29 protein-coding genes and 1 pseudogene are annotated in these 26,240 nt (G+C 54.2%); 12 read left to right on the top strand and 18 right to left on the bottom strand.

From position 1 onward, the window contains the following. Positions 1-104 precede the first annotated feature (104 nt). From IPM58_16225 to bfr (IPM58_16215), 3 genes are read right to left on the bottom strand one after another with little or no spacing between them, the layout of a single operon-like run. Positions 105-341, bottom strand: a complete 237-nt coding sequence (locus IPM58_16225) for a hypothetical protein (GenBank protein ID MBK9308585.1) — start codon at positions 339-341, stop codon at positions 105-107. An 8-nt stretch (positions 342-349) separates the two neighbouring features. Then, entirely contained in the window at positions 350-577 is a 228-nt protein-coding gene (locus IPM58_16220) for a hypothetical protein (GenBank protein ID MBK9308584.1), read from the bottom strand. An 11-nt stretch (positions 578-588) separates the two neighbouring features. Continuing rightward, complete coding sequence (bfr, locus tag IPM58_16215) at positions 589-1,065, bottom strand: bacterioferritin (GenBank protein ID MBK9308583.1); 477 nt, start codon at positions 1,063-1,065, stop codon at positions 589-591. Between the two features lie 271 nt (positions 1,066-1,336). On the opposite strand from bfr (IPM58_16215), the gene IPM58_16210 reads away from it, so the two are divergent. The 9 genes and pseudogenes from IPM58_16210 to bfr (IPM58_16170) all read left to right on the top strand — a co-directional run bounded on the left by IPM58_16210 (position 1,337) and on the right by bfr (IPM58_16170) (position 9,382). Continuing rightward, the gene (locus tag IPM58_16210; GenBank protein ID MBK9308582.1) at positions 1,337-1,924 is read left to right on the top strand and encodes a hypothetical protein; all 588 of its coding nucleotides are present in this window, start codon (positions 1,337-1,339) and stop codon (positions 1,922-1,924) included. Positions 1,925-1,976: 52 nt separating this feature from the next. Further along, positions 1,977-2,561 (top strand): hypothetical protein, encoded by a 585-nt coding sequence (locus IPM58_16205; protein ID MBK9308581.1) that lies wholly within the window; start codon positions 1,977-1,979, stop codon positions 2,559-2,561. Positions 2,562-2,600: 39 nt separating this feature from the next. Beyond that, a complete protein-coding gene (locus tag IPM58_16200; GenBank protein MBK9308580.1) occupies positions 2,601-3,194 on the top strand; it encodes a hypothetical protein in 594 nt (197 codons plus the stop codon). 797 nt (positions 3,195-3,991) lie between these two features. Beyond that, a pseudogene (locus IPM58_16195) lies at positions 3,992-4,811 on the top strand (methane monooxygenase/ammonia monooxygenase subunit C). 113 nt (positions 4,812-4,924) lie between these two features. Beyond that, entirely contained in the window at positions 4,925-5,770 is an 846-nt protein-coding gene (locus IPM58_16190; GenBank protein MBK9308579.1) for a methane monooxygenase/ammonia monooxygenase subunit A, read from the top strand. Next, positions 5,767-7,026: a methane monooxygenase/ammonia monooxygenase subunit B gene (locus tag IPM58_16185; GenBank protein ID MBK9308578.1), complete on the top strand. Its 1,260-nt coding sequence runs from the start codon at positions 5,767-5,769 to the stop codon at positions 7,024-7,026. The genes IPM58_16190 and IPM58_16185 overlap by 4 nt, the downstream gene beginning before the upstream one ends. A gap of 379 nt (positions 7,027-7,405) precedes the next feature. Continuing rightward, entirely contained in the window at positions 7,406-8,098 is a 693-nt protein-coding gene (locus tag IPM58_16180) for a hypothetical protein (GenBank protein ID MBK9308577.1), read from the top strand. 325 nt (positions 8,099-8,423) lie between these two features. Further along, a complete protein-coding gene (gene bfr / locus IPM58_16175; GenBank protein MBK9308576.1) occupies positions 8,424-8,900 on the top strand; it encodes a bacterioferritin in 477 nt (158 codons plus the stop codon). Positions 8,901-8,911: 11 nt separating this feature from the next. Then, positions 8,912-9,382 (top strand): bacterioferritin, encoded by a 471-nt coding sequence (bfr, locus tag IPM58_16170; GenBank protein MBK9308575.1) that lies wholly within the window; start codon positions 8,912-8,914, stop codon positions 9,380-9,382. Positions 9,383-9,751: 369 nt separating this feature from the next. Here bfr (IPM58_16170) and IPM58_16165 read toward each other — a convergent pair whose 3' ends face one another. The 7 genes from IPM58_16165 to IPM58_16135 all read right to left on the bottom strand — a co-directional run bounded on the left by IPM58_16165 (position 9,752) and on the right by IPM58_16135 (position 16,003). Continuing rightward, positions 9,752-11,494: a hypothetical protein gene (locus IPM58_16165; protein ID MBK9308574.1), complete on the bottom strand. Its 1,743-nt coding sequence runs from the start codon at positions 11,492-11,494 to the stop codon at positions 9,752-9,754. Positions 11,495-11,748: 254 nt separating this feature from the next. Continuing rightward, positions 11,749-12,429: an HD domain-containing protein gene (locus tag IPM58_16160; protein ID MBK9308573.1), complete on the bottom strand. Its 681-nt coding sequence runs from the start codon at positions 12,427-12,429 to the stop codon at positions 11,749-11,751. Positions 12,430-12,533: 104 nt separating this feature from the next. Continuing rightward, positions 12,534-13,052 (bottom strand): hypothetical protein, encoded by a 519-nt coding sequence (locus IPM58_16155; protein ID MBK9308572.1) that lies wholly within the window; start codon positions 13,050-13,052, stop codon positions 12,534-12,536. 25 nt (positions 13,053-13,077) lie between these two features. Continuing rightward, the gene (locus tag IPM58_16150; protein MBK9308571.1) at positions 13,078-13,764 is read right to left on the bottom strand and encodes an FMN-binding protein; all 687 of its coding nucleotides are present in this window, start codon (positions 13,762-13,764) and stop codon (positions 13,078-13,080) included. Next, on the bottom strand, positions 13,749-14,219 hold the full coding sequence (locus tag IPM58_16145) for a hypothetical protein (protein MBK9308570.1): 471 nt from the start codon (positions 14,217-14,219) through the stop codon (positions 13,749-13,751). The genes IPM58_16150 and IPM58_16145 overlap by 16 nt, the downstream gene beginning before the upstream one ends. A 47-nt stretch (positions 14,220-14,266) precedes the next feature. Next, a complete protein-coding gene (locus tag IPM58_16140; protein MBK9308569.1) occupies positions 14,267-15,697 on the bottom strand; it encodes a hypothetical protein in 1,431 nt (476 codons plus the stop codon). Between the two features lie 126 nt (positions 15,698-15,823). Further along, on the bottom strand, positions 15,824-16,003 hold the full coding sequence (locus tag IPM58_16135; protein ID MBK9308568.1) for a hypothetical protein: 180 nt from the start codon (positions 16,001-16,003) through the stop codon (positions 15,824-15,826). Between the two features lie 118 nt (positions 16,004-16,121). Between IPM58_16135 and IPM58_16130 the strand changes: the two genes are divergently transcribed. Continuing rightward, on the top strand, positions 16,122-16,532 hold the full coding sequence (locus IPM58_16130) for a hypothetical protein (GenBank protein MBK9308567.1): 411 nt from the start codon (positions 16,122-16,124) through the stop codon (positions 16,530-16,532). Between the two features lie 241 nt (positions 16,533-16,773). Further along, entirely contained in the window at positions 16,774-17,802 is a 1,029-nt protein-coding gene (locus tag IPM58_16125) for an FAD:protein FMN transferase (GenBank protein MBK9308566.1), read from the top strand. Positions 17,803-17,817: 15 nt separating this feature from the next. On the opposite strand, the gene IPM58_16120 is transcribed toward IPM58_16125, so the two are convergent. The 7 genes from IPM58_16120 to IPM58_16090 all read right to left on the bottom strand — a co-directional run bounded on the left by IPM58_16120 (position 17,818) and on the right by IPM58_16090 (position 23,892). Further along, a complete protein-coding gene (locus IPM58_16120; protein MBK9308565.1) occupies positions 17,818-18,588 on the bottom strand; it encodes a TonB family protein in 771 nt (256 codons plus the stop codon). An 86-nt stretch (positions 18,589-18,674) separates the two neighbouring features. Beyond that, a complete protein-coding gene (locus IPM58_16115) occupies positions 18,675-19,049 on the bottom strand; it encodes a biopolymer transporter ExbD (GenBank protein ID MBK9308564.1) in 375 nt (124 codons plus the stop codon). Further along, on the bottom strand, positions 19,033-19,464 hold the full coding sequence (exbB, locus tag IPM58_16110) for a TonB-system energizer ExbB (protein MBK9308563.1): 432 nt from the start codon (positions 19,462-19,464) through the stop codon (positions 19,033-19,035). Before exbB ends, IPM58_16115 begins: the two co-directional genes overlap by 17 nt. 127 nt (positions 19,465-19,591) lie before the next feature. Next, positions 19,592-20,692, bottom strand: coding sequence for an ABC transporter ATP-binding protein (locus IPM58_16105; protein ID MBK9308562.1), 1,101 nt, complete (start codon positions 20,690-20,692; stop codon positions 19,592-19,594). A gap of 34 nt (positions 20,693-20,726) precedes the next feature. After that, positions 20,727-22,310, bottom strand: coding sequence for an iron ABC transporter permease (locus IPM58_16100; protein MBK9308561.1), 1,584 nt, complete (start codon positions 22,308-22,310; stop codon positions 20,727-20,729). A 16-nt stretch (positions 22,311-22,326) separates the two neighbouring features. Next, positions 22,327-23,376 (bottom strand): extracellular solute-binding protein, encoded by a 1,050-nt coding sequence (locus IPM58_16095; protein MBK9308560.1) that lies wholly within the window; start codon positions 23,374-23,376, stop codon positions 22,327-22,329. A gap of 84 nt (positions 23,377-23,460) precedes the next feature. Then, on the bottom strand, positions 23,461-23,892 hold the full coding sequence (locus tag IPM58_16090) for a transcriptional repressor (GenBank protein MBK9308559.1): 432 nt from the start codon (positions 23,890-23,892) through the stop codon (positions 23,461-23,463). A 154-nt stretch (positions 23,893-24,046) separates the two neighbouring features. On the opposite strand from IPM58_16090, the gene IPM58_16085 reads away from it, so the two are divergent. After that, positions 24,047-24,643 (top strand): hypothetical protein, encoded by a 597-nt coding sequence (locus tag IPM58_16085; GenBank protein ID MBK9308558.1) that lies wholly within the window; start codon positions 24,047-24,049, stop codon positions 24,641-24,643. On the opposite strand, the gene IPM58_16080 is transcribed toward IPM58_16085, so the two are convergent. Further along, positions 24,631-26,193, bottom strand: coding sequence for a carboxypeptidase M32 (locus tag IPM58_16080; protein MBK9308557.1), 1,563 nt, complete (start codon positions 26,191-26,193; stop codon positions 24,631-24,633). The two genes, IPM58_16085 and IPM58_16080, sit on opposite strands and share 13 nt — an antisense overlap. Positions 26,194-26,240: the final 47 nt, after the last annotated feature.

The raw sequence follows: 26,240 nt of genomic DNA, 5'->3' as shown, positions 1-26,240 counted from the left end.
AGTCACTAGATCGTTCCTCGCTGATGGATAAAGGAGCCCCTGGAACAGGTGTGACCCCGTATTCACTGCCCAGATCAAACTATGTTAAGTGGCAGGTATCCCGCTCACTTCTGGATCTGTTCCGACAGGAACCGTTCGAGACCTGCCTGAGCGATAGTTCGAAGTCGGGTCTCAAACCCATCGACATGCTCCTCTGAATCTTGAATCATGTGTTCCAGTAGCTGATGTGTCGTAAAATCTTCAACTTCCGTGCAACGCGCAATCGCGGTGCGGAGTAATTCAACGTCTCCACATTCACAACCGAGGTCCACCTGAAATAAAACTGCGACTTCCTTCCCCATGCGCTAGGCTATCGATCTTTGCTATCGCGGGGGTACCACTTAATATAGAGAATAGGATCGATAAGACCCACGGAGTGTTGAACCTCTTCACTTGCGAGATGACTGTAATGATCGTGCAGCCGTTCGCACCCCCAGTTCTTACACATGGCCGCATGCAGCAGATACTGGTGCACGGCTGTCAACTCAACTTTGAGGACCTGGTTGAGGTAGCCTAGGACTCCGTCTCCGGCTTTCATAATCGTCTCACTCAAGAGTCTTTCTTGATCTGTTCGGCAAGGTAGTTCTCCAATCCAACTTGCTTGACCGTTTCTAATTGAGTTTCAATCCAATCGATATGCCCATCGACATCCTTCGCCATGTCTTCCAACATATGGCGAGTCGTAAAATCAGAGACTTTGGCGCAGTGAACGATCCCTTCGTTAAGTAACGTCAGCATTTCTTGTTCAGCCTTTAAGTCCAGTTTCAACTGTTCGGGTACAGTCTCGCCCACCTGAACCGCGTTCATGCGCTGCACGTTCGGCACGCCTTCCAGATAGAGAATGTGACCGATGAGCTCGTCGGCATCTTTCATCTCGTCGATACTCCGTTCTCGAACTTTCTGTTGCAGTCGTTCATATCCCCAATTGCCACACATCTTGGCATGGACAAAATACTGATTGATGGCAGTTAAGTCAGCGGTCAGGATCTTATTTAAAAGAGTGACGACTCCCTCTTTTGCTTTCATGACTGGCCTCCTTTGCAAGTGGACCCACAAACCTATTCATATTATCAGCACGTCTGCTGATCAGGGTCAACTCGAGCAATAGATTCATTTCGAGTTTACTTCTCAGTTTCGTCACGACGAATTCTCCCGTTCTCAGATACAAAGTCGTACGACGATCGTAGCGCATCCCGCAAGACCGAGCCATCGCTGTGGCTACTTGAAAGAGCCGACCGCGGAATGGTAAATTTTAAAGGTTACCAACCCTCTGCCACCAGATACGGCCAATAACGTTATGATTAAATACGCCACCTATTTACGGTCATTCTTTCTCTTGCTCCTCAGTGTCGCGGGAATCAGTCCGGGTATCGCTGCCGCTCATGGCAATGTCACCATCGAAGAGGATCCTTGTGTGCGAAAAATCGGTGGGAGCATGGTGCATTTCAGCGCGTATCAGCCTCAGATTGAGCCAAAAGCGCAATACTGTACAGATATTCCGGATGTCGGTGATACCTTCCTCGTCGTGGACCTTGTCGATCCAAGCCTCCGCACGCTCCCGGTGGGGGTCAAAATCATTCGAGGCGTTAATGAAAACGAACAGGACGAGACGCAAACGGTCGCTTATTGGAGACCCACATCTCATCCCGATGGAGTTGTCCGGGGTGAGGCGAATCTGGATAAAGGCTTGTATAAAGTGATCATCACGGCAGAGGGCCTCAGCCCGTCTGCCTATTTGTTACGAGTGCAACAGGTTGACTACTCAAAAATTGGCCGGTCCGCCCTCGGCCCGTTAGCACTACTTCTAGTCTTGGGGATCATCGGATATGAGCTTTCCAAGTCAGGCCGATTCCGGGGCTGGTGGGCTGCTCGCCGTCGGTCATAAGCAGTATGTTGACCAATACGTAATCACTCATTATTCCAGAGAGGGAACACCCATGAAACCTTTTCTTTCCAAGAGGCCGACAGTTGGATGTGCGGTATTTGCGTTGACCGTTCTCTTGTCCTCACAGGCCTATGCGCACGGTGGGCTGTCGATGGCGGAAGATATGTGCAAGCTCACGGTTGGACCATACATGATGCACTTCAGTGGCTACCAACCTGAGAACACACAAGATAAACAGTTCTGCGAGGACATCCCGGCGACGGGCCAGACGATTGTCGTACTGGATTATATCGAACAGGAACTTCGTTCTCTACCTGCTGAAGTTCGTATCATCAAAGATACCGGATCCGAGGATGATCTGGAGGGTATTACGGTCCTTCATCTTCCCCCGAAAGTGTATGGAAATGGTTCTATCGACTTCACCCATACCTTCCCGAACCCTGGTAAATTCGTCGGTATCGTGACAGTAGGGGAAAACCATGAACATGTCTCAAAATTTCCCTTCTCGGTCGGCGAGCCGAAATTCTTTTCAAAGTTGCTGAACATTTACATGGTTCCTGTTGTGGCAACTCTGATCGTAGGGGCACTTTTCTATTTCATGCGCGATCGCAAGCCGGAGAAAAAGGCGGCCTCCTGAGCTGCGTGAGAGTCTTATATGATAACGAAGAGGTTAAACATGTCCCGTCACATTCTGATTCGTGCTTGGGTGTACTGTCTGTTTCTACTCGTTGCCGCTCCATTCACGGCGTTGGCTCAGCATGGACATGAATTGGCCCCAGATACCTGTGTCCTCCATATCGGCCCCTATAAGATGTACTTTCACTCCTATCTACCGGATACCTACTATGAGCGGCAATTTTGTCAGGAGTTGCCTGGTATGGGAAATGCCGTGTTGGTGTTCGACTATGTGGAAAAAGAGCTACGCTCTCTCCCGGTTGAAGTCCGTATCATTAGCGATACCGGATCGGAAGACAATCTTGAGGCCGTGACGGTTGCGCATCTCCCGGCCAAGGTCTACCCGACCGGATCCGTCGATGTGAAGCACAATTTTGATAAGCCCGGAAAATTCATCGGGTTGGTTTCGGTCGGCGACAATGGCGAACACGTTTCACGCCTCCCGTTTTCGGTCGGTGAAACGGGAATCATGTCACATCTCTCGCATTACATCATGGTCATTGTCCCTGTTGTGGTAGGTCTCGCGGTGGTCTTGTTCTTCTCCTTTCGAGATCGTCGTAAACCTTCAGCGGCCACGCGTCCTGCGGGAGGCTGATCCAGCTTAGGGCACTCCACGCTAGGCACCCGAGTAAGTACGTCTCTCTCGGGTGCCGTAATTGACATAGGGCGAAATGCGAATCAGGACCTGCCTGCCAAGGACTGGTTCGTTTCCAGGCCTTGCCTAGTTTTAAGGTGATCGCCTACATAGCCACCAGTTATCTAAGCCTCGGTGGTTATTCACATGCTCAGTCGTTCAAGTTGAAACCTCTTTATGGTCTGCTGCTACAGCTGCATATGATGCCCCTGGGCAGTTTTGCCGCGATGGCCGCTGCCAGCTTTGAGCATGTTGGAGACTTGCGTGCACGGCGGATTCTTGCTTCCGAGGCGTCAGGCTGGGCAGCTCGTGGCTTCCTCGTCCAGGAGATCATACGACTCGATTATGAGAGAGCTCCAGTCTCCGCGTGACAATGAGGTTCATTGAGTGTCCCCCTCTTTCGTAGCAGGTCAGAGCTATCATGAATTCAAAGTCGTGTTTTTTGGCGCAATCAGTCATCCATTAAGAAGAAGAAATGCCACGCAGCAGCTTGACCAATCTTGACTTTCTGTCCCTTGCAGGAGTATACGTGCGGACACTAGCCAAGCCAGTGTGGCTGCATTTTTCGTGGCTTTTGGTTGGTCTCACGCGTGATATTTTGCTTGACTCGTCTCGAATATTTGTCAGATACTTGTGCACCTTTTTCGGGTCCTGCCAGCAGGGTACAGGGTACTTAGTTTGCTGGTTGGAAGATCCTTTCGTGTAAATGTGGTATTCAGTGGTCGCGCTCTTTCATTCAACACAAGGAGGTAGAGGATATGGCTGCTGACAGTTCGGGGCGAGGGTATGACATTTCGCAGTGGTACGACTCGCGGCCAGCCAAGCTCGGCTGGTTTGGGATGTTGGCGATCGGCGTGTTTTGGGTCGTGTATCAACGGACCTTCGGGTACTCCCACGGGCTCGACTCCATGACCCCGGAGTTTGAGTCGGTGTGGATGGGGCTGTGGCGGTTTAACATCGTCGCCAACGCCATCTTCTTTGCCGTGGCGGTGGGCTGGATTTGGGTGACACGGGATCGCAACTTAGCGAACCTGGACCCGAAACTGGAGCTGAAGCGGTACTTTTATTTCATGGGGTGGTTGGTGTGCTACATCTGGGGCGTGTACTACGCGGGGAGCTACACCCTGGAGCAGGATGCGGCGTGGCACCAAGTGATCATCCGCGACACCAGCTTCACGGCGAGCCACATCGTGGCGTTCTACGGGACGTTCCCTGCTGTACATCACGTGCGGGGTGTCGAGCTACCTGTATGCGCAGACGCGGTTGCCGCTGTACAGCCAGGCGACATCGTTTCCGTTGGTGGCGGCGGTGGTGGGGCCGATGTTCATTCTGCCGAACGTGGGGCTCAACGAGTGGGGCCATGCGTTCTGGTTTGTGGATGAGCTGTTTGCGGCGCCGTTGCACTGGGGCTTTGTGACGTTGGGCTGGTGCGGGTTGTTCCGGGGCCGGCGGGGCGTGGCGGCACAGATTGTGAGCCGCATGTCGAACCTGGCGGACGTGGTCTGGAACAATGCACCGAAGAGCATCCTGGATCCGTTCCCCAGCCAGGTGGATCCGAATGCGAAGCCTGGCTACTAGGTGATGTTGCAGTCCATATGAATCATGGTCGGCATCCGGGGCTAACTTAGGGGGTGTGATAAAGAACTACCTAGGTTGGCCTCAACCGGCTAAATTGACGGAGGAGCTCAGTTATGTTTAGAACTGATGAAATTATTAAGGCCTCGAAATTGCCGCCGGAAGGCGTCGCAATGTCCCGGCACATTGACTACATTTATTTTATCCCGATTTTGTTCGTGACCATCGTCGGGACGTTTCACATGCATACTGCGTTGCTGTGCGGAGACTGGGATTTCTGGATAGACTGGAAAGATAGACAGTGGTGGCCGATCGTCACTCCAATCACCACGATCACCTTCTGCGCAGCTCTCCAGTATTATAATTGGGTCAATTATCGGCAACCATTTGGAGCTACGCTCTGTATCTTAGCTTTAGGCTTTGGCAAATGGGTCGTCGTCTACACGTCTTGGTGGTGGTGGTCGAATTATCCACCGAATTTCGTCATGCCAGCCACATTGATTCCGAGTGCGTTGGTCTTGGACATCGTCCTCCTGCTGACCAGAAATTGGACCCTGACTGCGGTCATTGGGGCGTGGATGTACGCCGCGCTGTTCTATCCGTCTAATTGGCCAATCTTCGCCTATAGCCACACGCCTCTCGTGGTTGACGGGGCGTTGTTGTCATGGGCTGACTACATGGGCTTCATGTATGTGCGAACCGGAACCCCTGAATACATCCGGATGATCGAAGTCGGATCATTGCGGACATTCGGCGGACACAGCACCATGATTTCTGCATTCTTCGCGGCATTCGCGTCGTCATTAACCTATATTCTCTGGTGGCAGTTCGGGAAGTTCTTCTGTACGTCCTACTTCTACCTGACGGATGACAGACAACGAACGACGAAGGTGCACGATGTTTTTGCATATGCAACATTAGCGCATGCAGATAAGGCTAAATTGTCTGGAGGAAAAGCATGAACGCCAAGCACGTCTTGAAACTATCAATACTGGGCCTCTGCGGGATAGCGACGCTGGCGTTTGCGCCGGGGTTGATTTCCTCCGCATCGGCTCACGGGGAACGGTCTCAGGAACCGTTTCTCCGTATGAGAACTGTGAATTGGTACGACACACAGTGGGTTGGAAAGTCCACTGCGATTAATGATATCGCCTATCTCAAGGGGAGCTTCCATTTATCAGAAGACTGGCCCCGAGCAGTCGTGAAACCTGAGCGGACCTTCCTGAACGTCGGATCACCGAGTTCGGTGTTCGTTCGTCTTAGCTCTAAGATGAACGGGACCCCGATGTTTAACTCCGGTCCATTGGAGATCGGTCGAGATTACACGTACGAAGTCAAGTTGAAAGCCAGGCTCCCTGGCCATCATCATATCCATCCAATGCTTGCGGTGGAACGGGCTGGTCCTGTGGCCGGACCAGGCGGGTGGATGGACATTACTGGTCGATATGAAGATTTTGTGAATCCGGTTAAAACTCTGACCGGTGAAACGTTCGATTCAGAGACCATGGGTTCGATGACCGGAATCATGTGGCACGTGTTCTGGATCTCGATCGGTATCTTCTGGGTGGCTTGGTTTGCCATCAGACCAATGTACCTAGTCCGTGCCAGAGTCTTGGCCGCGTATGGGGACGAGATTCTCCTAGATCCGATTGATCGGAAAGTGGGAACTGCGGTGTTGATCTTCACACTCGTCGTGGTGTTGGTTGGGTATCTCGCTGCAGAAGGACGGCATCCTGTGAGCGTTCCTCTGCAAGCCGGTGAAACCAAGATCAAGCCGTTACCGATTAAGCCGAATCCGTTCTCGGTGGAAGTTACCCATGCGGAGTACGATGTTCCTGGTCGTGCCCTGCGTCTGGTACTCCATGCGACAAACAACGGCACTGAACCGGTAAGTATCGGTGAGTTCACGACAGCTGGAATCCGGTTCCTGAACAAGACCGGCCAGCAACGGAACCTCGATCCAGAGTATCCTGCTGAGCTCGTGGCGCAGGAAGGATTGACCTCGGATCATGATGGACCAATCAATCCTGGCGAGACTGTCGACATCCATGTGGAGTCGAAGGACGTCCTCTGGGAGGTTCAGCGTCTCGTGGATATCCTTCATGACCCGGATCAGCGGTTTGCTGGGTTGTTGATGTCTTTCACCGAATCCGGTGATCGTCTCATCAACTCAATCTCAGCACCGGTCATTCCGGTGTTCACCAAGCTAGGGATGTAGTAGCTCCCTACGTGACGACGCCGATCCGCTCCTATCGAAAGATAGCCAAGCGGGTCGGCGTCTTCTTTTTTTAAGATCTTCCAAGCCTTATCTTTCCATCCGGACATGTGAGTAAAAGATCAAGCAGGTGTGATCTCTTGCCCGACGCTCACCGGTGCTGTATTATCGTGAACGAGCAATTCACCTCTTACGAGCTTACTGGTTGATTGCCATATAATCTACGGTAAGAGTGTCACGCCCTGGCATTGTTGATCCTCGTATGCATTCCTATACAAGCACCAATCGGACCGTGTCATGGTTCACCAATCTTGAACGAGTTGCCCTCCGTCATTTCCCAAAGGCGACGAATGCCGATGAGCATCGGACTCGTGATTACCTAATTGCCGGTATTACGTTTCTGTGCGTTGGGCTCAGTTCACTTTTTGAGATGAGCGCCAGCGTAGAACGACAATACGTATTAGGGACTCTCGCATGGGTATTTCTCGCTGCACTCTTGCTTGGTGAGAATAGAGAAACCAAGGTGCAAGTGATCATTGCAGTCGTATTTGCAACAGTGGGCGAGCATTTTGCCTCTATCTATATGGGTGGCTACACCTATCGGTTTGAGAATGTCCCTGCCTACGTCCCGCCTGGACATGGTATGGTTTACCTTACCGCCGTGGCCTTAGCACGTTCTGGGTTATTTGTGCGTCATCCCAAGAAGATTACCCTCTTCGTGATTGCTGTCTGGGGCACATGGTCGCTTTGGGGGATCAGCGGATATCCTGAGCGAGGGGATGCGGTTGGTGCGCTCTTGTTCTCCATTTTTCTGGTCTGGTTGCTGGTCGGTCGTTCCCCGATGGTCTATCTCGCGGCCTTTTTCATTACAACCTGGCTGGAATTACTTGGAACCGCGGCTGGTGCCTGGCACTGGGCGGCCATCGATCCGTTATTGGGTTGGCAGCAAGGAAACCCGCCGAGTGGCGTGGGAGCTTGGTATTGTCTAGTTGATGCCGTCGCGATCGGCGGTGCTGGTCCAACTTTACGCGCGACCCGGCGACTGTATGACAGGTTCCGCTATAGCGCAGTGTAACGATCGAGAGACGTATTGGCTTGATAGTGAGAATAGTCACCGACGATGACCGTACGAGACGCCTCCTATAATCGGGCAGACCATCAGTAATATACCCGATCCGCACTCCTTCCTTCGCCCTGATTGTACAGATCACCGCCAAGCAACGTCGTTTCCTTCCCTGCAAGTGAATTGATCAGTTTTCGATTAGCAGGAGAATGAGAAGCCCTGTCAGCGAAATTGAGAAACGAAGTCATAATGTAAGTATTTAGTAGTTGACGCGGGAAAGTGCACCTGGTGATAATCCAAAACGAAGCGATGAGATGGCGGCGAAAGGGGGATAATCATGAAGGCAAAGGATGGGGTCGTTAATATCCTAAATAAGATCTTGACGGCGGATCTGACCGCCATCAACCAGTATTTTGTCCATGCCAAGATGTGTGAGAACTGGGGGTATGAACGGCTTTATCATCAGGTGCGGGAGAGCAGTATCGATGAAATGAAAGATGCAGATGAACTCATCGGCCATATTCTCTATCTGGAAGGCGTGCCGAATGTGCAACGCATGAACACTGTTCAGGTCGGTGAGACGGTTGCCGAACAACTGAAATTAGACTTGAAAGCAGAACAGGAGATGCTGGCCCTCCTGAACGAAGGTATCGCGCATTGTAGCAAGGTGGCAGATTTTACAACGCGACACATGCTTGAAGACATGGCGAAAGATGTTGATGCCCATATCGATTGGATCGAAACGCAGCAGGAGACGATCAAGCAAGTGGGGCTGGAAAACTACCTGGCTGAGCAGATCAAGAAGGAATCCTGAGAGGGGAGGCTATGAAAGCAAAAGAAGGCGCTCTTGACATTCTCAATGGGGTACTCAGGGCTGAATTGAGCGCGGTACACCAGTACTTGCTGCATGCAGCACTTTGCAGGAATTGGGGATTCGAGCGCTTGCATGATCATTACAGTCACCTGGCGAACGAAGAAGTCCAGCATTCGAGTGGATTGATCGACCATATCTTATTTCTTGAAGGCACGCCGGACGTGCAACATCTGGATACTATCGCGCACGAAAGCACGGTCGAGGCGCTGTTCCGAGCGGACCTGGATTCTGAACGGGAAGATGCGGACTTGCTCCGAAAGGGAATCGTCCACTGTGCAAAAGCCGCCGATTTTACGACGAGGCATCTCTTGGAGCACATGATTGTGGACACGGAAGAACACATCGACTGGTTCGAAACTCAACTGCGGACGATTGATCAGGTCGGTGTAGAGCGCTACCTTTCAGAGCAGATTAAGAAGTAATCGATATTTTTCTAGGGGGTACCCAATAAAGAAAACTGAATGACTTGGTTGCTGTAGCTATGGGCTCTGGACTCCAAGTCATTTGATCGTATTAGTACTGATCGAAGACTCGACCGGTTATCTCTGATTTAGTTGCAGCCCATTTCGCTCACCCCATAGCGTTTTCAGCCATGCCTTAAGACGTCTGGTCTGCGCTCGGTGGCGCTGAAGACAGCGACACCGAATGCACCACAGCTGAGGATTGTGATGGCAGATCAGTCTGTGGCAGCGCTGGCAGGTCATGACGAATGAACCTGACGGAGAGAGTGATCTCATAGATCCTACCTCTCTCATTGGTATCTACGGGTCTGACAATTCGAGAAGGAGAGTTTATTGGTAGTCTTCATTCAGTGAATTGAGGAAGGCGATCAACGATGCCAGGTCGATCTCTTGGAGCGCGATGCCTTGCAGCTGTTCCGCGCCGTTTCGGAGCGTGCCTGCACGGGCTTGATCCGAAACATCTTTGTAAAACTCGATCACGTCGTCCAATGTGTCGAATTGACCGTTATGCATGAACGGAGCGGAGTGCCCCAGATCGCGTAGCCCCGGGGTCTTGAATCGGGCAATTGCTCGATTCAGGAGGTCGTGTTGAGATGCGGAACAGGGTTGTTCCTCCTCGCAGAGGATGTTTCGGATCTTCTCTTGCGGCTCAGGCATGTCGGGATTGGCGAAAACGTTCCACAAGCCTAGGTCGGTGAACGTTGTTCCGGCAGCAGGAACAGCTCGGAACCGTTCGCTTGCCGTCGGATGTTGTTCGGTCGCCGGGAGATCATCGGCGGTTCGTGCGGCAAGGGTGGGAATGGCCAAATTCAGAAAGGCGCCGTTCCCATGGCCCGGGATGTCATCATATTCCTTCTGGGTTGTCCCCGTGTTATGGGCCTTGAAATCAGTAAAGTTCGGTGCGCTATGACAGGCGACACAGTTGCCGATTTTTCCGGCCGTTCGTTCGGCCGGCGAGGCCGGCAGTGCCGCTGGCTCCGCAAGGAACATCTTCAAGCCGGCCAATTCCTGTGCTCCAAACGAGAACGGCTGAGTATGAAACTGGAATTGGCCATCTGTTCTGTTGGGATTCGAGGTCACAAATTGGAGCATTCCGGCCGATTCACGCGCGTTCACAAGTTGCAGGAGACGTCTGCTGTAGTCGATCGGAGATTCGTTGGAATCCGGAGTTTGAGGGAGGCCGTTGGCCTCCAGGAACACGTCAAACGGAGAGCGGATCGGTGCTCCACTGTCTTCGGTTTGAGAAAAGAGCAGGCCGTTGACATAGGCGGCGACGACTTTGACGACGGCATCGAACACCTCTTGGTCGGTCGCGGAGCTGATCGCCATTCGGAATTCTGTCGTGAGTTGAAACTCCTCTGGTATGGAGGCATCCGTCCCACCGAATAGCACTTGGAAGGGCGTTCCGTCGAACTCCTTGGCCAGATTCCCGGTGCCGTCATCCGAACGAACCACGCGAGCGATATGAGCGATAGCCTGTGCTCGTTCTCCAGGTAACCAGCCAAAATTTCTTCCTGTGAAGGTCGCGGCAACCAGGTCCTCCATGGAGTTGAATTCCGCATCGAAATGGAACAAGACGCCACCTGGTCGATCGAGCGCAGCATTGACGAGGGGAGGAGAATTGCGGACGGCAACTGTCTTGCCGTCCGCTCGGGCCGGGAGGGGGCTGCGGTGCGCCAAATCGGTATAGGTTCGCATGCCGCCTCCCGGCGCATCCAGGAGGTCATCGACAAAATGACACGCCCGGCAATTCATGGAGAGGCCCTTGAACGGCCCCGGGTCGATCGGCGCACCCAGGGTTTCGACCGTATCGACGACGCGGTCGCCGATATTCGCGTCATTGATATTGCCGCCGTTGTCCAGAGCTACTTTGAACGCCTGAGCGAATCGCGTTTCGAGAAACAGCCGTTCACCGACCGATTCCTCGGCGCCAGGCGTTCCCGTGGAGGCGAGAGGGGTCGAAGGGGGCTGGTTGTCGTCTCCGGAGCAGGCAACTGCTCCGATGAGGAAAAGCATCGAACATAAAAAGGCCAGAGAGGTCTGTGTGTGACTTGCCATAGTGATACGACTCATAGAGCACCATTCCTTTTGTTTGGATATTAAGACGGTCGAGCTGGGCGCATTTCTCCTCATGTGGAGAATCCTCGATAACCAGCGTTCCATACCGGTCCTGCTCGTCGGTCTCATCTCACCACGCCATTCAACCTAGGGGGCGGCAAGGGTCCTCGGGAGGCGAGGACCCTTGCCTGGTAAAGTGGGAGGGGTGGGCCTCCCACTTTGAGGCCGGCGCTGGGCGGACGCCGGCTGTGGATCCGATGAGATGAGACTTAGACATGTATGGCATGTCCCTCGGCAAACCGCGTCTCCAACGCACTGACGGCTGTGGGATCAAACTGCGTGCCTGAAGCGACGCGTAGGATTCGGAGTGCGATGCGATCGCGTAGAGATCGTTCCTGGACATGAGGCACCTGGATTGCGTCGAAGGCATCTGCGATGGCCAGGATTCTCGCTCCCAACGGGATCAACTCGCCTCTGAGACCATAGGGATACCCAGAGCCGTCCCACCGTTCGTGATGGTGGGCGATCATCACCGTGGCTTCACGGAGAAATGAAAACGGTTCCAGTAACATCGCCCCAAGGCGAGGGTGATTCTGCATCGCCACGTACGACTCTGGCTCAAGCCATTCTCGTTTGGTTTGTAAACAGGGAGGAAGCATGAGAATGCCGATATCGTGGAGTAGGGAGGCCAACCTGAGCTGATGCAAATTCTCGTCTGCGAGGTGGAGAGTCCGTCCGAGCTCCAGTGCGATCGCAGCCGTGGCCCGTCCATGCCCGGTTTGCCACGGTAGAAGCCGATCTAATTCGTGTGCTACTTGCTGAACGAGAATGCCCTCCAGATCATGACGAGAGGTCGATGGAAGACACAAACGGTCGATCTTCTTGAGCATATGTTGAAGCCTCATCACGGTCGTTTGGGTCACGTCGACCGCATCAGGATCGATATGCATCGCGCCACCTCCAAAAAACGAAGAGCCCAAGACCATCCATGTGATCCTGGGCTCTGGGTGAGAAACCGCTGGCCTCTACATAACACGAGAATTGGTATTGATAGTTACGATTCCCGGCTCTGTTTCCCCCCCATCAACGGTTGTTTGCGTATCCACATTTCATAGAGAGGAACCACCATCATGACCAAGAAGCTGATCGTCATGAGGGTGTCGCCGGCCAACATCGACAGGACAAAAATCGGTGAGACATAGCTGATCAGCCACGGTGATGCGAGATCGAGCATCACACCTCCGAACCCCGCCCAGGTCACGATCGCTTTGAGCGTATGGCTGACGTTGGTCAGGTACATCACGTGAATCAGGATCATGAAGACCACCGGCATCGTAAACAGATGAAAGTGCGTGATCTCCGCCAATTCCCGAAACGACATCGGCTCGCCGAATGTCGCGTCAGATCCACGGTAGTGCTCAGCGATACCTTGCGGTGATAGTTCGGTCATGCTATGTGCCCAAAAAAATGAAAAACAAAACCCAACGAGCATCAAGAACAGGAACAATGTGTATAACAGCCGTATATGGCGATCACTATCACGAAGCTTGAATTTCTGGTTGAAGTTTCGCATGCCGGGGACGCAGGGTCCGCTTCGATTAATTCCCTAATATCGACGTGAAAAAGCCCTTGTCCTTCTTGGCAGTAAACGTATCGCTTCCGATTCCGGCCGGCTTCAGATAGAACTCATCAATCAATACAAGCACGCGTTTGACACCGGCACTGATGGAGCGGACGGACATCGTGGCGCCGGTGATATTGATGATGTCCTTGTTGATCCGGATAGGGTCAAGCACCGTCTTGCCTTCGTATTGCACGTTGAAGCGCTTGCGCCCTACCTCGCTTCCTCTGGCCTCCCGAAACACCAAGAGCTCAACGTCGGAACAAGCGCCGGTAGAATCCACGCCGACCATGTACGTCATATGCTTGTGCTTGCCGATGGTGTTGTGAACCATGGCATAGCCGTCAATCTTATCCCTGGTCTCACCAATGTAGACCTCGAAGGTTTGTTCCGGGAATTTCCATCCGATGCGCTGCTCGATCAGGTCTTTTTTCTCTTGCGTGAGTTCCAGTATCTCTCTGCGAACACGCTCGGACTTTGGCAGCACGATCTTTACGGCCTCCGCTTCGGACATGAAGACTTCCGCATGATTCAGCTCAGCGTCGGTAAGATAGCGCTTCAAATCCTTATCCCATACCTGCTCGGCTCCCACCGAAAAAGGCATGGTCACGCAGAGTGCGGTCCCGATCGCAAAAGCGGTGTAGCTCTTTATGTGACTGCGCATCCCTGCTCCTGCAGCTTGGTGTCAATACGTTTCTGGACGTCGCGCATGACTTCCTCGGAAGGCTCAGTTGGGATCCAGCCGAAAAGCCGCGATCCTCCACGAAATCCCCAACTCTGCCGTTCCTCGATGAAAGAAATTGTGCTCGTGCTATCTACTTGCCTCACCCGTAGGGTGAGGCGGGAACGATCTCTACTGTCGGCCACATCTCGTCGGAAAATTCCATACTGTCTTCCCGGCATCGGAATCTCCAGCCAATGAGTGACGAGCAATCCGGTTGCTTTGTTTGTTGTGTCGATTGAGCGGTCTCTCACAGCCTCCACTGCCGCTTCCCACGCATGCTCATAGGTGCAGGCGGCAAGACGCTCTTGCATCCCGCTCATCGACGCACAACCGGCCAGGCCTCCGAACACACACAGTGGAAGAATACGTATGCCGAGTCGCAGAAGGTTCTTCATGTGCTGAGCTCCCCGCCAAGATAGCGGGGAGCCTCCTTTTACTACGGTTAGAAATAGGTCGCTGCTTGGAATAGGAATCCGTCTCCGTCGATGGGGCTATTAGCCGCACCCAAGTCTCCGGCAGGTGTTAATCCCAGCGCGCCGTTCTGCGTGTTATGTTGCCAGTTGATTTTGAAGACCGTATCTTCAATCGGCCTGAAGTTCAAGCCAACCGTCAACCGATCCAACTCTCGCCGATTACCCAGTGTGTTTCCTCCGCCGAGGGTGCGATTGTCGGTGTCCGTGTCGACTTGCTCCCAACGAACGGTGAATGTGAAGGTCGAGGCATCTGAGAAGTGGCTAGGAGCCAATCTTTTCAAGATATCCGGCATAAAGTGATAGTTCCCTTGAACGTAATACCCGTGCATTTTACCAGGTCCGACTCCGGATCCCGTCACGCCGGTTATGCCGTTGTTGCTGATCCAGGCCCAGGCAGATTCCCCGATGAGCTCAAAGGGGCCTCGCTGGAATGTCCAATCCACTGCAAAGAGATTCATGGCGCTTTGACCGGCGGTTCCTGCCGACGGTCGAAACTGGCTGTGGTAACCGGATGTCGCGACTTCAATCCCGAGCATGGGGCTGAATGCCACACGGCCGACCACACCTTTATTGTCGTCCCGATCTCTCGAGATGCTTCCTCGCGCGCTCCGAACACCGAGGTCCGTAATGGCTCCGGCGGTCGAACTCACGCCGTTGATCGCGTACAGTTCGTAGTCGATCTTCGACAGCGCGGTCGGATACAGGGTCCCGTAGATTCCAGCTCCGGACTCAAACCACGTGCTGGGGATGATGATCCGCGAGACCATCGGGCGATCGACTAGATCGTTCAAAGGCGTATCATGCAACAAGTTAAACTTGCCGACCGGCATGAGCAGAACGCCGCCGCGGAGATTGATCATTTCATTGATCAAATAGTCCATTTGGGCGAATTCAATCTTCATCTCACCGTTTCCCTGTGGGGCATCGGTGCCTCCACGCTCGAGTTCAATTTCTGCCGCAAATTTTACACGGTCGGTGATGTCCGCGTAGATGTACGGCACGAGTCGCTGGTGGCCAAACGTGTTGCGGCTCGGATTATCGAGATTTTGACGCGAGAGGATGTTGTACCCCATATCCACGTAGCCGCCGAGCACTGCTCTAGGGGTGCTCAAGAACGGTTTAGCATAGACCAGTTTCCCCGAGCCTGTGGAACCGAAGCCGAGAGTATTCTTTTCCTCCCCTGGACGTCCGACTGCAATATCGGTCATCGGCCCAGCGGGCACCGGATATTGTTTCGGGAAAGAACTTTCTCCCTGAACCGCACGGGATTCACGTTCTTGGGCTTTCTGCAATGCTTCTTCAAGTCTCTTCACTCGTTCCTCAAGGCTCTCTTCTGCGAAGACCGGCGCCACGGCCAGTACGACGATCGAAACAGCCCCGAGGATTGACCGCATCTTCATCGGTATCCTCCCTCATGAGTAAGGTTATGGTCTGACTCGGGACTCGATGGTCTCTGGTCTTCGGACAAAAAAACATCTATACAAACTGAAAGGATGTAACGACAGCCCCTCCTTTCTTGGAATAACTTAGAACGGTGCGGTTCCCCAGCCTTCGATCGAAGAAAAGGGAATGATGATGATGCGCTTACACCGCTTGCACTTCAGTTCCAGGCCTTGTCCACCCACCTTGGCGATCAGCTGTCCGCACTCACAGCGTGTCTCAAGGCTCTGACCGTGTTGAAGTGCGGGAGCTTTTGCGATGGCCATGATCCTTGCCGTTCGTTAGTAATGAAATTGAGAACGATTATTAATATCTCAGCATAACAATCACTGTCAAGAGGCAAGTTTTGGTGAGGTTCGACCGACTCAGCATTCCGGAGCAACCATGGCATATAATTTCAGCATGGCTTGTGAGCTCGGTAGGCGCTGCACAGTCTTGTGGGTCCTCATCATTATTCCGATGATGTGGGCCTGCGCGATAACCGTGCCGTCTTCGGTCGACTCGGCTCAAGTCAGAGGCAGTCTGGTCGTGGGGCGCGTCGTGACGGCTCTCACCGGGGACTGGCCTCGACGATATTTGCCGCAGATTCGGTTTTTTGAATTAGAGAAACAGGACTCCGGAGAGCGCTTTCAGGTCGAGATCATGTCACCAGATCGACACTTTGCCGTGGATTTGCCGCCCGGAAGGTATCGACTCACCCGAGTGCAGGTCAGCGAAGGTCCGTTCGCGTCCATAGCTGACGTGGACATGGTGTTTTCTGTCGACGCTGGTGGCATCACGTATGTCGGAACATGACGATTCGGAATCGATTCACCCCGCTATGGACGAATGCTCGTCGTGTCTGTGGTGGCTGATCCTGAGGAAACAGCGGGGATCCAGGACTTTCTCGATGAGCAGTATCCGATGTTCGATAGGCGGGCGATAGTTAACATACTTCCACAACCCTCACGGGTGGAAGCGCGACTCTTTGAAGTCATGCCCTACCCTCGATATCCTAGGATGTTTCGCCGGCAGTGGTGGTGAGAGGTCGATCGTGATGAACGCAGCTGGAGCATGTGCCGTGCGCGACAAGACGGTGTTTGGTCTCGTCGTGGCCTTGCTGGCAGGTTGCGTGGCAACACACCCTGTGTCTGAACCCGTCGTTTCCAAACGCGCTCAGATGCACATGGGCACCCTGGTCACCCTCACCGTTGTGGCTACTGATAGCCGTATGGGAGATCGAGCGATGCAAGCCGGATTTGATGAGGTCAAACGGCTTGAGCAATTACTGAGCACCTGGCGCGCTGACAGCGAGCTCTCTCACGTCAATGCTGAGGCTGGGCGTTTTCCTGTGAAGGTGAGCCAAGAAGCGTTGGATCTGGTGGTCCGCTCTTTGGAAATGGCGAAACTGACTCATGGCGGGCTCAATATCGCACTTGGTCCTGCGATTGAAGCATGGAGCGTCACGGACCAGGCACATATTCCCGATGACCATGAATTGCAGCAGCTACAACCCCTCGTCGATTGGACAAACATTCGAATCGATAGAGAGGCAAGAACTATTTTCCTGCCGCATGAAGGCATGCGTCTTGATGTCGGTGGGATTGGAAAGGGATATGCAGCTGATCGGGCCGTCGAGGAGATGAAGCGGGCTGGTGCGAGAGGGGGAGTTGTCGCCATATCCGGTGATATTAAGGCATTTGGCATGCTTCCGGAAGGTAATGGGTTTCCTGTCGGGATCAAGCATCCTCGCGAGGAAGGCGAGCTGATCGCGGTCATTGAACTGAAGGATGAAGCCATCTCCACTGCAGGGGACTATGAGCGATTTTTCGTGCGAGACGGAGTCCGGTATCACCATATCCTGGACCCGCAGACCTTGCAGCCGGCACGCGCATGTCAGAGTGTGACGATTGTGGCCAAGGAAGGGACGGTGGCCGACGGATTGGATACAGGGGTTTTTGTGTTAGGGCCTGAGAAAGGAATGGCCCTGGTAGAGGGTTTGCCTGATGTTGAAGCCATCATTATCGATGCTGAAGGAACAATGACGGTGTCGTCAGGGCTCCAGGATCGACTCCATGTTCCCTGAGATCAAGGTAAAGGATCACCGAGCCGTCTTCAGATCGTAGTTGATCGAAAATTTCACCGGCATCTGGGCACGGTCCAATGGACGAGAAAGAGTGATGGGTGGGCCGTTCGTCACATCTTCCACGGCAACTTGATCGAGCGCGGCGTGCCCCGAACTCTTGACGACCCGCACATCGCTCAACAGCCCATTTTCGTGAAGTATTGCAGTCAGCGTGACCTTCCCCTGTATCCCTTCGGTTCGGAGCATCGCCGGATATCGTTTGTTTAGGTCCGCGATCCACTGCGCCATGAGAACAGCGAGCCATCCATAATCAGCTTTGGCTGACGCGAGTTGGTTCGGCGCTGTGAGGGGAGCAAGGGAGGAATCCGTGAGTGCATCCACCGGAGTGGTCACAGCATTGCGAGTAGGTGGTTCCTGTTCCGACACGGCAGCTGGGAGATGCTCCGGAAGACGGTCAGGAGACAAGGGAGGTGAGAGAATCGGCGCTGGACCTGATGGAGTTGACTCCTGATGGAGGGGTTGCTCTTGAAAGGATTCCAGTGAGGACATGGTTGGCGTTGCAGCAGCTGGTGTCCCTACTCCTGGTTCAATCGGCGGGGCGGCTGGGGGGACACGTTTCGTTGCCGGAAGAGGTCGCCGAATCTCCGAAGCCCCTGGAGTTGTCGGTTGAGCGGTGGGATCGGATTGCCCCGAAGTCGAGAGCGGCGTCATCATCGCAACGTCCCACTGAAAGGGTTCAGACTGAGGGGCGAGCTCCAGGTGTCGAACGAAGAATAATGCAGCCATGGCCAGGGCTGCGTGCAGCAGGCATGAGACGAGCCAACTTGCCGCCACCGGCCCTCTGGGATGGGGAAGGGGAACCGAGTGACCCCTCACAGTCGAATGACCTCCAGGCTGACGTGTTGAAATCCTAAGCCACGAATCTCGTCGACCAAGGCGACAAATTTCTCCAGCAAGGTGACTTTGTCCGCCCGCACAACCACCGCTGATTCACGAGGTTGAGCACCGAGCGCCGTCGGGAGGCCTCCATCCGGAACCGGCGCATCATTGACAAACAGGCTCCCATCAGCGGTCAGTGAGATCACGACCGGAACGTCCTTTCGATCACCCACTTCCTTCGCCTTGGCTAAGTTGACGGGAACTTGCCCGGTGCTGATGAACGTGGCCGTGGTCAACACGATGACGAGGAGGACCAACATGACATCCACCAGCGGGATGACGTTGATCTGATCAATATTCCGGTCCATGTTGGGCCTTGTACTCGGTCAAGAGCTCCGTGACGCGCCGACGCAGGACGTTGTTCATCACGACACAGGGAATCGCGACTAACAGTCCGACGGCGGTCGCCTTCAAGGCTAGACTCAAGCCGATCATGATGGTGTTGACCGCCATCGTACCCGATGTCCCCATGGTATGGAAGGTTAACATGATACCAAGGACGGTTCCGAGGAGGCCGATATACGGAGCATTGGCGGCAACGGTGCCGATAATCACAAGCCGCTTTGTGAGCGTGATTTCCAACAACTGCGCATTGGTGAACTGAGACAGATTGACTTGTCGATAGAACAGCCATCGTTCGATGGCCACGGCAACGGACCAAAGACTCAGCACGAGCAGCAGACCGATCACGCCGTAATCAACGACGTTCTTCAACGCGTCCATCTCGACTCCTTACATAGAAGATGTGGGCTTAATCCGGTGGGTTGGGAGCCGGAATACCGTTTCATCCATGCCAGATCTTGGGGGAAGCTGTCAATTGGCACAGGCATGAGTGTGATCGCAGTGCGTCTTATGGGCGAAGCGGTTCATCGGTTGGAAAGAGGACGGTGTGGGTGGCAGAGACACGCAGTTCGACGGCAGTCCCTTCCTGGTAGACGCTGGTTGAACCTTCACTGCTATGTACGACCTGGCCGGACGGAAGTTGGACCGTATACAAATTTTCCGAGCCTCGGAACTGTCGCGCTACGATTCGGGGCTCGGCGGCTGTATTGGGTACCAGGTGAATATCATCCGGGCGGATCATCACCATGACATGCGATCCCTCGGCACTGCTGATGGTATTGGGAAACTCTCCCAGTTCGGTATGCACGAGGCCTTGTCGAATCTCTCCAGTGACAAAGTCGGCTTGACCGACGAAATCAGCCACGAACCGAGTTGCTGGGAGATGGTAAATGAGCTCCGGAGCATCTAATTGTTCAATCTCTCCTTGGTTGAGGACGGCGATGCGATCGGCCATCGCAAATGCTTCCTCGTGATCATGGGTGACCAGGATGGTGGTCGTCTTGGTTCGGCGGAGGAGACCATGGAGGTCTTGCCGCATGCGGCTTGCCATGTCGGGATCGAGATTGCTGAACGGCTCGTCCAAGAGGAGCAAGACGGGATGCTGCACCAACGCTCGTGAGAGTGCCACGCGTTGCTGTTGTCCGCCGGATAATTCATGTGGGTATCGGCGGTCCAATCCTTCCAGGCCGGTCAGCCGAAGCATTTCCTGGACTCGACAGGTTCGTTCCGCCCGCGGAAGAGAATGGAGCCCGAAAGCGATGTTGTCGGCCACTCGCAAGTGTGGGAACAGCGCATATTCCTGGAAGACCATGCCGACACGACGGTCTTCGGTTGGCACCGTTTCGCTGGATGAGGAGACCAATCGGTCGGACAGAAAGATCTGTCCGGATCGGACAGGTTCGAAGCCGGCGATGGCTCGCAGGATGGTGGTCTTCCCGCAGCCGGACGGTCCGAGAAGACAGAGAATTTCTCCTTCTCGAATGGAAAAAGAAATATCCTTGATGGCGGGCCGGCTTGGGTCGTAGGCGCAGGATACCGACCGGAGCTCCAAGATAAACGAAGTCGGCCGGTACTGAAGGACATGATCATCAGGCTCGGCGGTCTTCATATGGGTTGTGTGAAGTGATGGATCCATCATGAACTTATGCCGCCCTCCAATCGCGAGAGAGCAGCAAAAACAAGGCCGGCAACCCGACCAGTACGATCAAGAGGGCTGATGGGGCCGCCAGCTGATAATACTCCTCACTCGCTTCCAGCCACACTCGGATCGCCAAGGTGTCAAATCCAACAGGTCTCAACAATAACGTCGCCGGGAGTTCCTTCATAGTCTGGAGAAAAACAAGGACCCAGGCTACGATAACACCGTTACGGATCAGCGGCAGCGTGACTCGCCTCCAAGTGTCTCGAACCCCAAGCCCCAAGGTCCTGGACACTTCTTCAAGGTTGGGCGTGATCTGCTGAATCGATGGTTCGAGTGATTGCAGACCCGCGGGGAGGAAGTGTAGGACGTAGGCGACGATCAGGACGAGCACGGTTCCGTAGAAAAACGGCAGAATTTTCAAGAAGAGCACCAACACAGCGAGGGCTGCCACCGGGCCTGGCAGAACATAGCCTGCATAGGCTGCTTGCAGACAGCCAAGATTGAGCCAGGTCGGCTTCCGGCTTGCAAGGTAGGCGAGGGGGAGCCCAACCATCACGGCGGCTGTCGCTGCCAGACCGGATAAGAGGGTGCTGTTCCACACAAATCCAAAAAAACGAGTATCCAGAATAGCCAGTGCCTCAGGGGAGAGGCTCCATGTCACCAAGAGGTAGGCAGGAATACTGAAGGCCAGAGCGACGACGGAGGCCAGGCAGGTCGTCAAAATCCCTGCAGAGAGCCACCCGCAGGGCACCCGTTGGGGGGCCCGATAGCGCCCTGAGGTCTGATAGAACCGGCTCTTTCGTCGAAACCAGCGTTCGGTCAACAGGAACAGCAGTGCCAGGACCACCAACAAGATACTCAGGATACTTGCAGCTTGATTGTCGGACCTGCCGGTCATCTGCTGAAAGACGGCATAGGTCAGCGTTTGAAAGCGTAGGAGGGAAACAGCACCGAAATCTGAGACGACATACAGCACTACCAGCGCAACACCGGCCACGATGGAGGGGCGCAACAACGGCAAGGTGACTCTGAACATCGTGCGCAGTGGTGATGCGCCGCAGCTACGGGCCACTTCCTCAAAGGACACATTGAAGCTCAAGAGCGCGCTGCGTGTGAGGAGATACACGAACGGAAACGTGTCGAGTGCCATCACGAAGGTGATGCCCCAAAAACTTTGCGGAGAGACAATTCGTGCTTGCGGTCCCGCCATCATTTGCCATAGCTGTTCGACAGGACCGTTGTATCCCAAAAGATAGTTGTACACATAGGCGAGGACATAAGTCGGCATCGCCAGGGGAAGTACGAGGGCGACTTCCCAGAAACGGCGTCCGGGAAACTCAAATCGGGTGACCATCCATGCCGTCATGACCCCTATTACGAGGGTCAGCACGGCCACCGCACCGGCCAACGACACCGTGTTGAACAAAAGTTCGGGGACCCGTGTCGTCCAGAGCCGCTGCCAGACTACGACGTCGGCTGAGAAGGCCAGCGTGGTGACGTAGCCCAACGGCAACAAGATCAGTGCGGCGCTGGCCATCACCATCAATTGCAAGGCTGAGGCAGATGATCGGGGTACAGGAATCACGAATCTGCTCGAAGGGTTATCGCATTCCGACTTGTTCAATGAGCAGCATCGTAGGCTCTCGCAGTTCGGCGAGCTTGCTCAGAGGCACCAGCGCTGCTCGGAAACTTTTCCGTTCAGGGAGTGCCGGATCACCCTTCACTTCAGGATGGAGCGGGTATTCCTTGTCGAGGTCGGCAAACATTTTTTGGCCGGCCTGGGCGACGAGAAATTCCACCAGCAGCTTTGCATTGTCGATGCGGGTTGTGTGCTTCAGGATTCCGATGCCGGCCACATTCATGATGGTTCCCATCCCGCCGTCCTGTTGATCGGGCATTGAGACTCCCAGTGGAGCCGTCGGTTGGGTCGCGAGATGTCGATAGACGTAGTAGTGATTCACGATACCCAGCGCCACTTGCCCTTTGGCGACCGCGTCGACGATTTGGGAACTCTTTTGGTAGACCTGTGTGCCGGCGTTCTCTCGGAGTCCTTCAAGGAATGTTTTGGTGGCATCGTCGCCAAGGCTCGCCCGAATGACCGACACACCTGCTTGGAGGTATTCGCTGCCTGCGTTCGGAATCGCGATCTTGTTCTTCCAGGACGGATCGGCCAAGTCCAGTAGCGACTTGATCTGATCAGCTTTTATGAGGGTGGTGTTGTACACGATAATCCAGAATCGTCCGGATAAGCCGATCCAGCTGTTATCCGCCGCGCGGAATTGCGATGGAATGGCTCGCTCGACCTCCCGCATGCTCAAGGGGCGAAGGAGTCCAGCGGTACGGGCGATCTCTAGACTGCCGGCATCGTTGGTGACAAACACATCGGCCGGACTGCGGTCGCCTTCCGCCTTCATCCGATTCACGAGCTCGGTTGTGCCCGAGGACAGCAAGTCGATCTGAATACCGGTCTTCGCGGTGAACGCGTCCAGGACCGGTTTGATCAGTCGTTCGGCTCGCCCAGAATAGACAGTCAACTTATCGGCGGCAGAGACATCGGGAGAAGGTGCGAGCCACAGGATTAAAACACTCCCCATGACAAAGACGAAGCGTGTCAGGACACCGATCGTGCGAAGGGGGCATCGTGTATGCATGATGATCCAGTTGTGTAATGGTTAAGGGGGACTCTTGAAATTGATAAACCGTCTCAAAAAGAATACCAGAAAGACTCGCAGGGGTCAATGGCGGCAGCGAGAGCAGAGTCCGTAGAGTTCAAGGCGGTGGGTTTGGATCGTAAAGCCGTTTCGTGTCGCGACTTCCTCTTGTAGACGCTCGATATCACAGTTTTCGAATTCCACGATTTTCCCACACCCGGTGCAGATGAGATGATCGTGGTGGCCTTTGTGTGAGACGTTATCGTACTGCGTCTGAGTCCCAAAGTGCCGGGCCTGGGCGAGACCTGCTTCACAGAAGAGGTTGAGTGTGCGGTAAATAGTCGCCAGCCCCAAATGGGGATCTTTCCGCGCCAGCTGGTGGTACAACTCCTCAGCCGTAATATGTTCTTGCTTGAGAAATGCGTCAAGGATCAATTCACGTTGGCGAGTAAACTTCAGCTGGTGCTTCCCCAGGTGCTCCTTGAGGATTTCCATTTCTTTGGCATGTTTCGACATGGCGAGTAGGCTAAGCCTCCGTGGTCGGAATTAAAGACGAAATCCAAGAGCCGGTCAAGCGCGTTTTTACGACCTCTTGAGATTGGTAGACTTTGACGGCTGCGGTGGCCGTTGTCTATAGTGAAAACATTCACGGTTCTCTTGTGAGGAGCCTTTGCGACTACCCAGTCAGATTGCCGTTGACCGAGCTCTTCTCCTCTACGTGCTGCACGTGGCTGAATCGTATGGTCCACTGAGCGATGTGAAATTACAGCAGCTCTGCTTTCTCTGCGAACTTCAAACCTTTGCGAAGGGACTCAAAGCGTTCCACTTTGAATTTTTCCGGTTCGCCTATGGGGCGTTCAGCAAAGATCTCGACAACGATTTGACATCTCTTCGCCGAAAAGGGCGCATCGAAAATTTTACGATCTCGGATCAAGCCAAAGAGGAGGCGATCCCGCTGCTGCTCGAGGCCATACAAGGGGTGGAGGCCAACGAGAAAGTCAAAGAGATTCTCGATGCCGTTGTTGCGACCTATGGGCTACAAGATAGTGGCACCATCACGGCATCGGTCGAAGCGGTTCAGCTCAGCACCCCGCAAGATCCTGACCTGAAGATTCCAATTCGGGATATCGTCTTTCACACCACGTTGCTTGTCCCGCACCGGATCGACGTGCAGGCTGAGTTTACCGTGGCCCCAGCCGTGCTCCCGAAACTCAATGCAGTGTTGGGCTATGACAGTCGGCCCGTGGTCGACGCTCAGAGCTGGTAGAGTTCACCGTACTTCTTTTCGACATACTGTAGGAAAGGCTCGGGGTTGATGGCGGAGCCTGTCACACGCTCTGCGAGATGGGCCGGTGTAAACATGCGGCCCCAGCGATGGATTTTTTGCTCAAGCCATCGGCGCAAGCCCATCAGTTGACCGGCCGCGATCTCATCCTCCAAGTGCGGAATCTCCAGCTTGGCTTGCTCGAAAAATTGGACCGAGTACAGATTGCCGAGTGTATAGGTAGGGAAATACCCAAAGGCGCCGAACGACCAATGCACATCCTGCAGCACGCCTTCTGCGTCCGTTGGGGGGACGATGCCCAGATATTCCTCCATCTTCCGATTCCAAATTGAGGGGAGATCCTCAGGCTGGGTCTTGCCTTCGATCAAGCCTTGCTCGATTTCGAACCGCAGCATGATGTGGAGATTGTACGTCAGCTCGTCCGCTTCCACGCGAATCAACGAGGGTTGAACGCGATTGATCGCGGCATAGAACTGCTCCATCGTGACGCCATGGAGCTGGTCGTGGAAGGTGTGCTGCAAGACCGGATAGAAGAAACGCCAAAAGGGACGCGATCGGCCCACGCAATTTTCCCAGAGGCGTGACTGGCTTTCATGGATGCCCAGTGATACAGAATCGCCCAGTGGTGTGCCGAAATATTGTTGATCGAGCCCCTGGTCGTACAATCCGTGCCCTCCCTCATGGATGCAACTGAAAAGGCAGGATTGGAGCTCCTGTTCATGAACGCGCGTCGTCACGCGCACATCCGTCGGGTGGAACGAAGTGGTGAACGGGTGAGCGGAGAGATCGAGCCGACCGCGCTCAAAGTCATACCCCATGGCCGTTAGTACCAGACGACCGAATTCCAGCTGCCGCGCCTGGTCATAGGCGTGATGCAAAATGCCGTCGTCGATCTGAACCCGGCTCGCTGTGATTGTTTTCAGCAACGGCACCAGACGGGACTTGAGTGTCGCAAACACCGGCTGGAGTCCAGCGATCGTCGCGCCAGGCTCATAGACGTCCAAGAGCGCGTTGTAGGGGGAGTCGTGATAGCCGAGGTAGTGAGCTTCCTCACGTTTGAGATCGAGCACGGTCCGGAGGTTCGGCAGGAACATCGAAAATTTATTTTGCGCTCGTGCCTCGACCCACACTTGTTGAGCGAGGGAACATTCACGGCTCAACTTCACCACAAAATCCGAGGGGAGCTTTTTGGCGCGGCTGAAATCCCGCCAGATCTCCCGCAGGAGTGATCGCGACGGCTCATCCCATGTTTCCCCCTGCGTGGTGATTGCCTGGCCGGTGGCAGGATCCACCCACTGAGAGAGGAGGGCCTGCACATCCGAGGAGACCAGCTTCTCATGGGCGATGCCTTGGAGCACCGCAATCTGTTCAGCCCGTGCTTCGCCTCCGCCGGTGGGCATGTAGGTTTCCTGATCCCATGAGAGGACCGCGGCAGCGCTATTGATACGCTGAATATCCAGCAGTTTGGTCGTGAGGGGTTCTAAGGTGCTGCGTGTCTTCAAGTCGGTCTCCTTCGCTATACTACGATCCATTCGCTGGTTGGTGTCTTGAGCAGTGTACGCAACGGCCGCAGTGTTTT

Origin of the sequence: Nitrospira sp. (assembly GCA_016715825.1) — a bacterium.
In the GTDB taxonomy this organism is placed as follows: Bacteria; Nitrospirota; Nitrospiria; order Nitrospirales; family Nitrospiraceae; genus Nitrospira_D.
The sequence above is the reverse complement of the archived record's forward strand: the minus strand, read 5'-3'. Positions and strand labels throughout refer to the sequence as shown.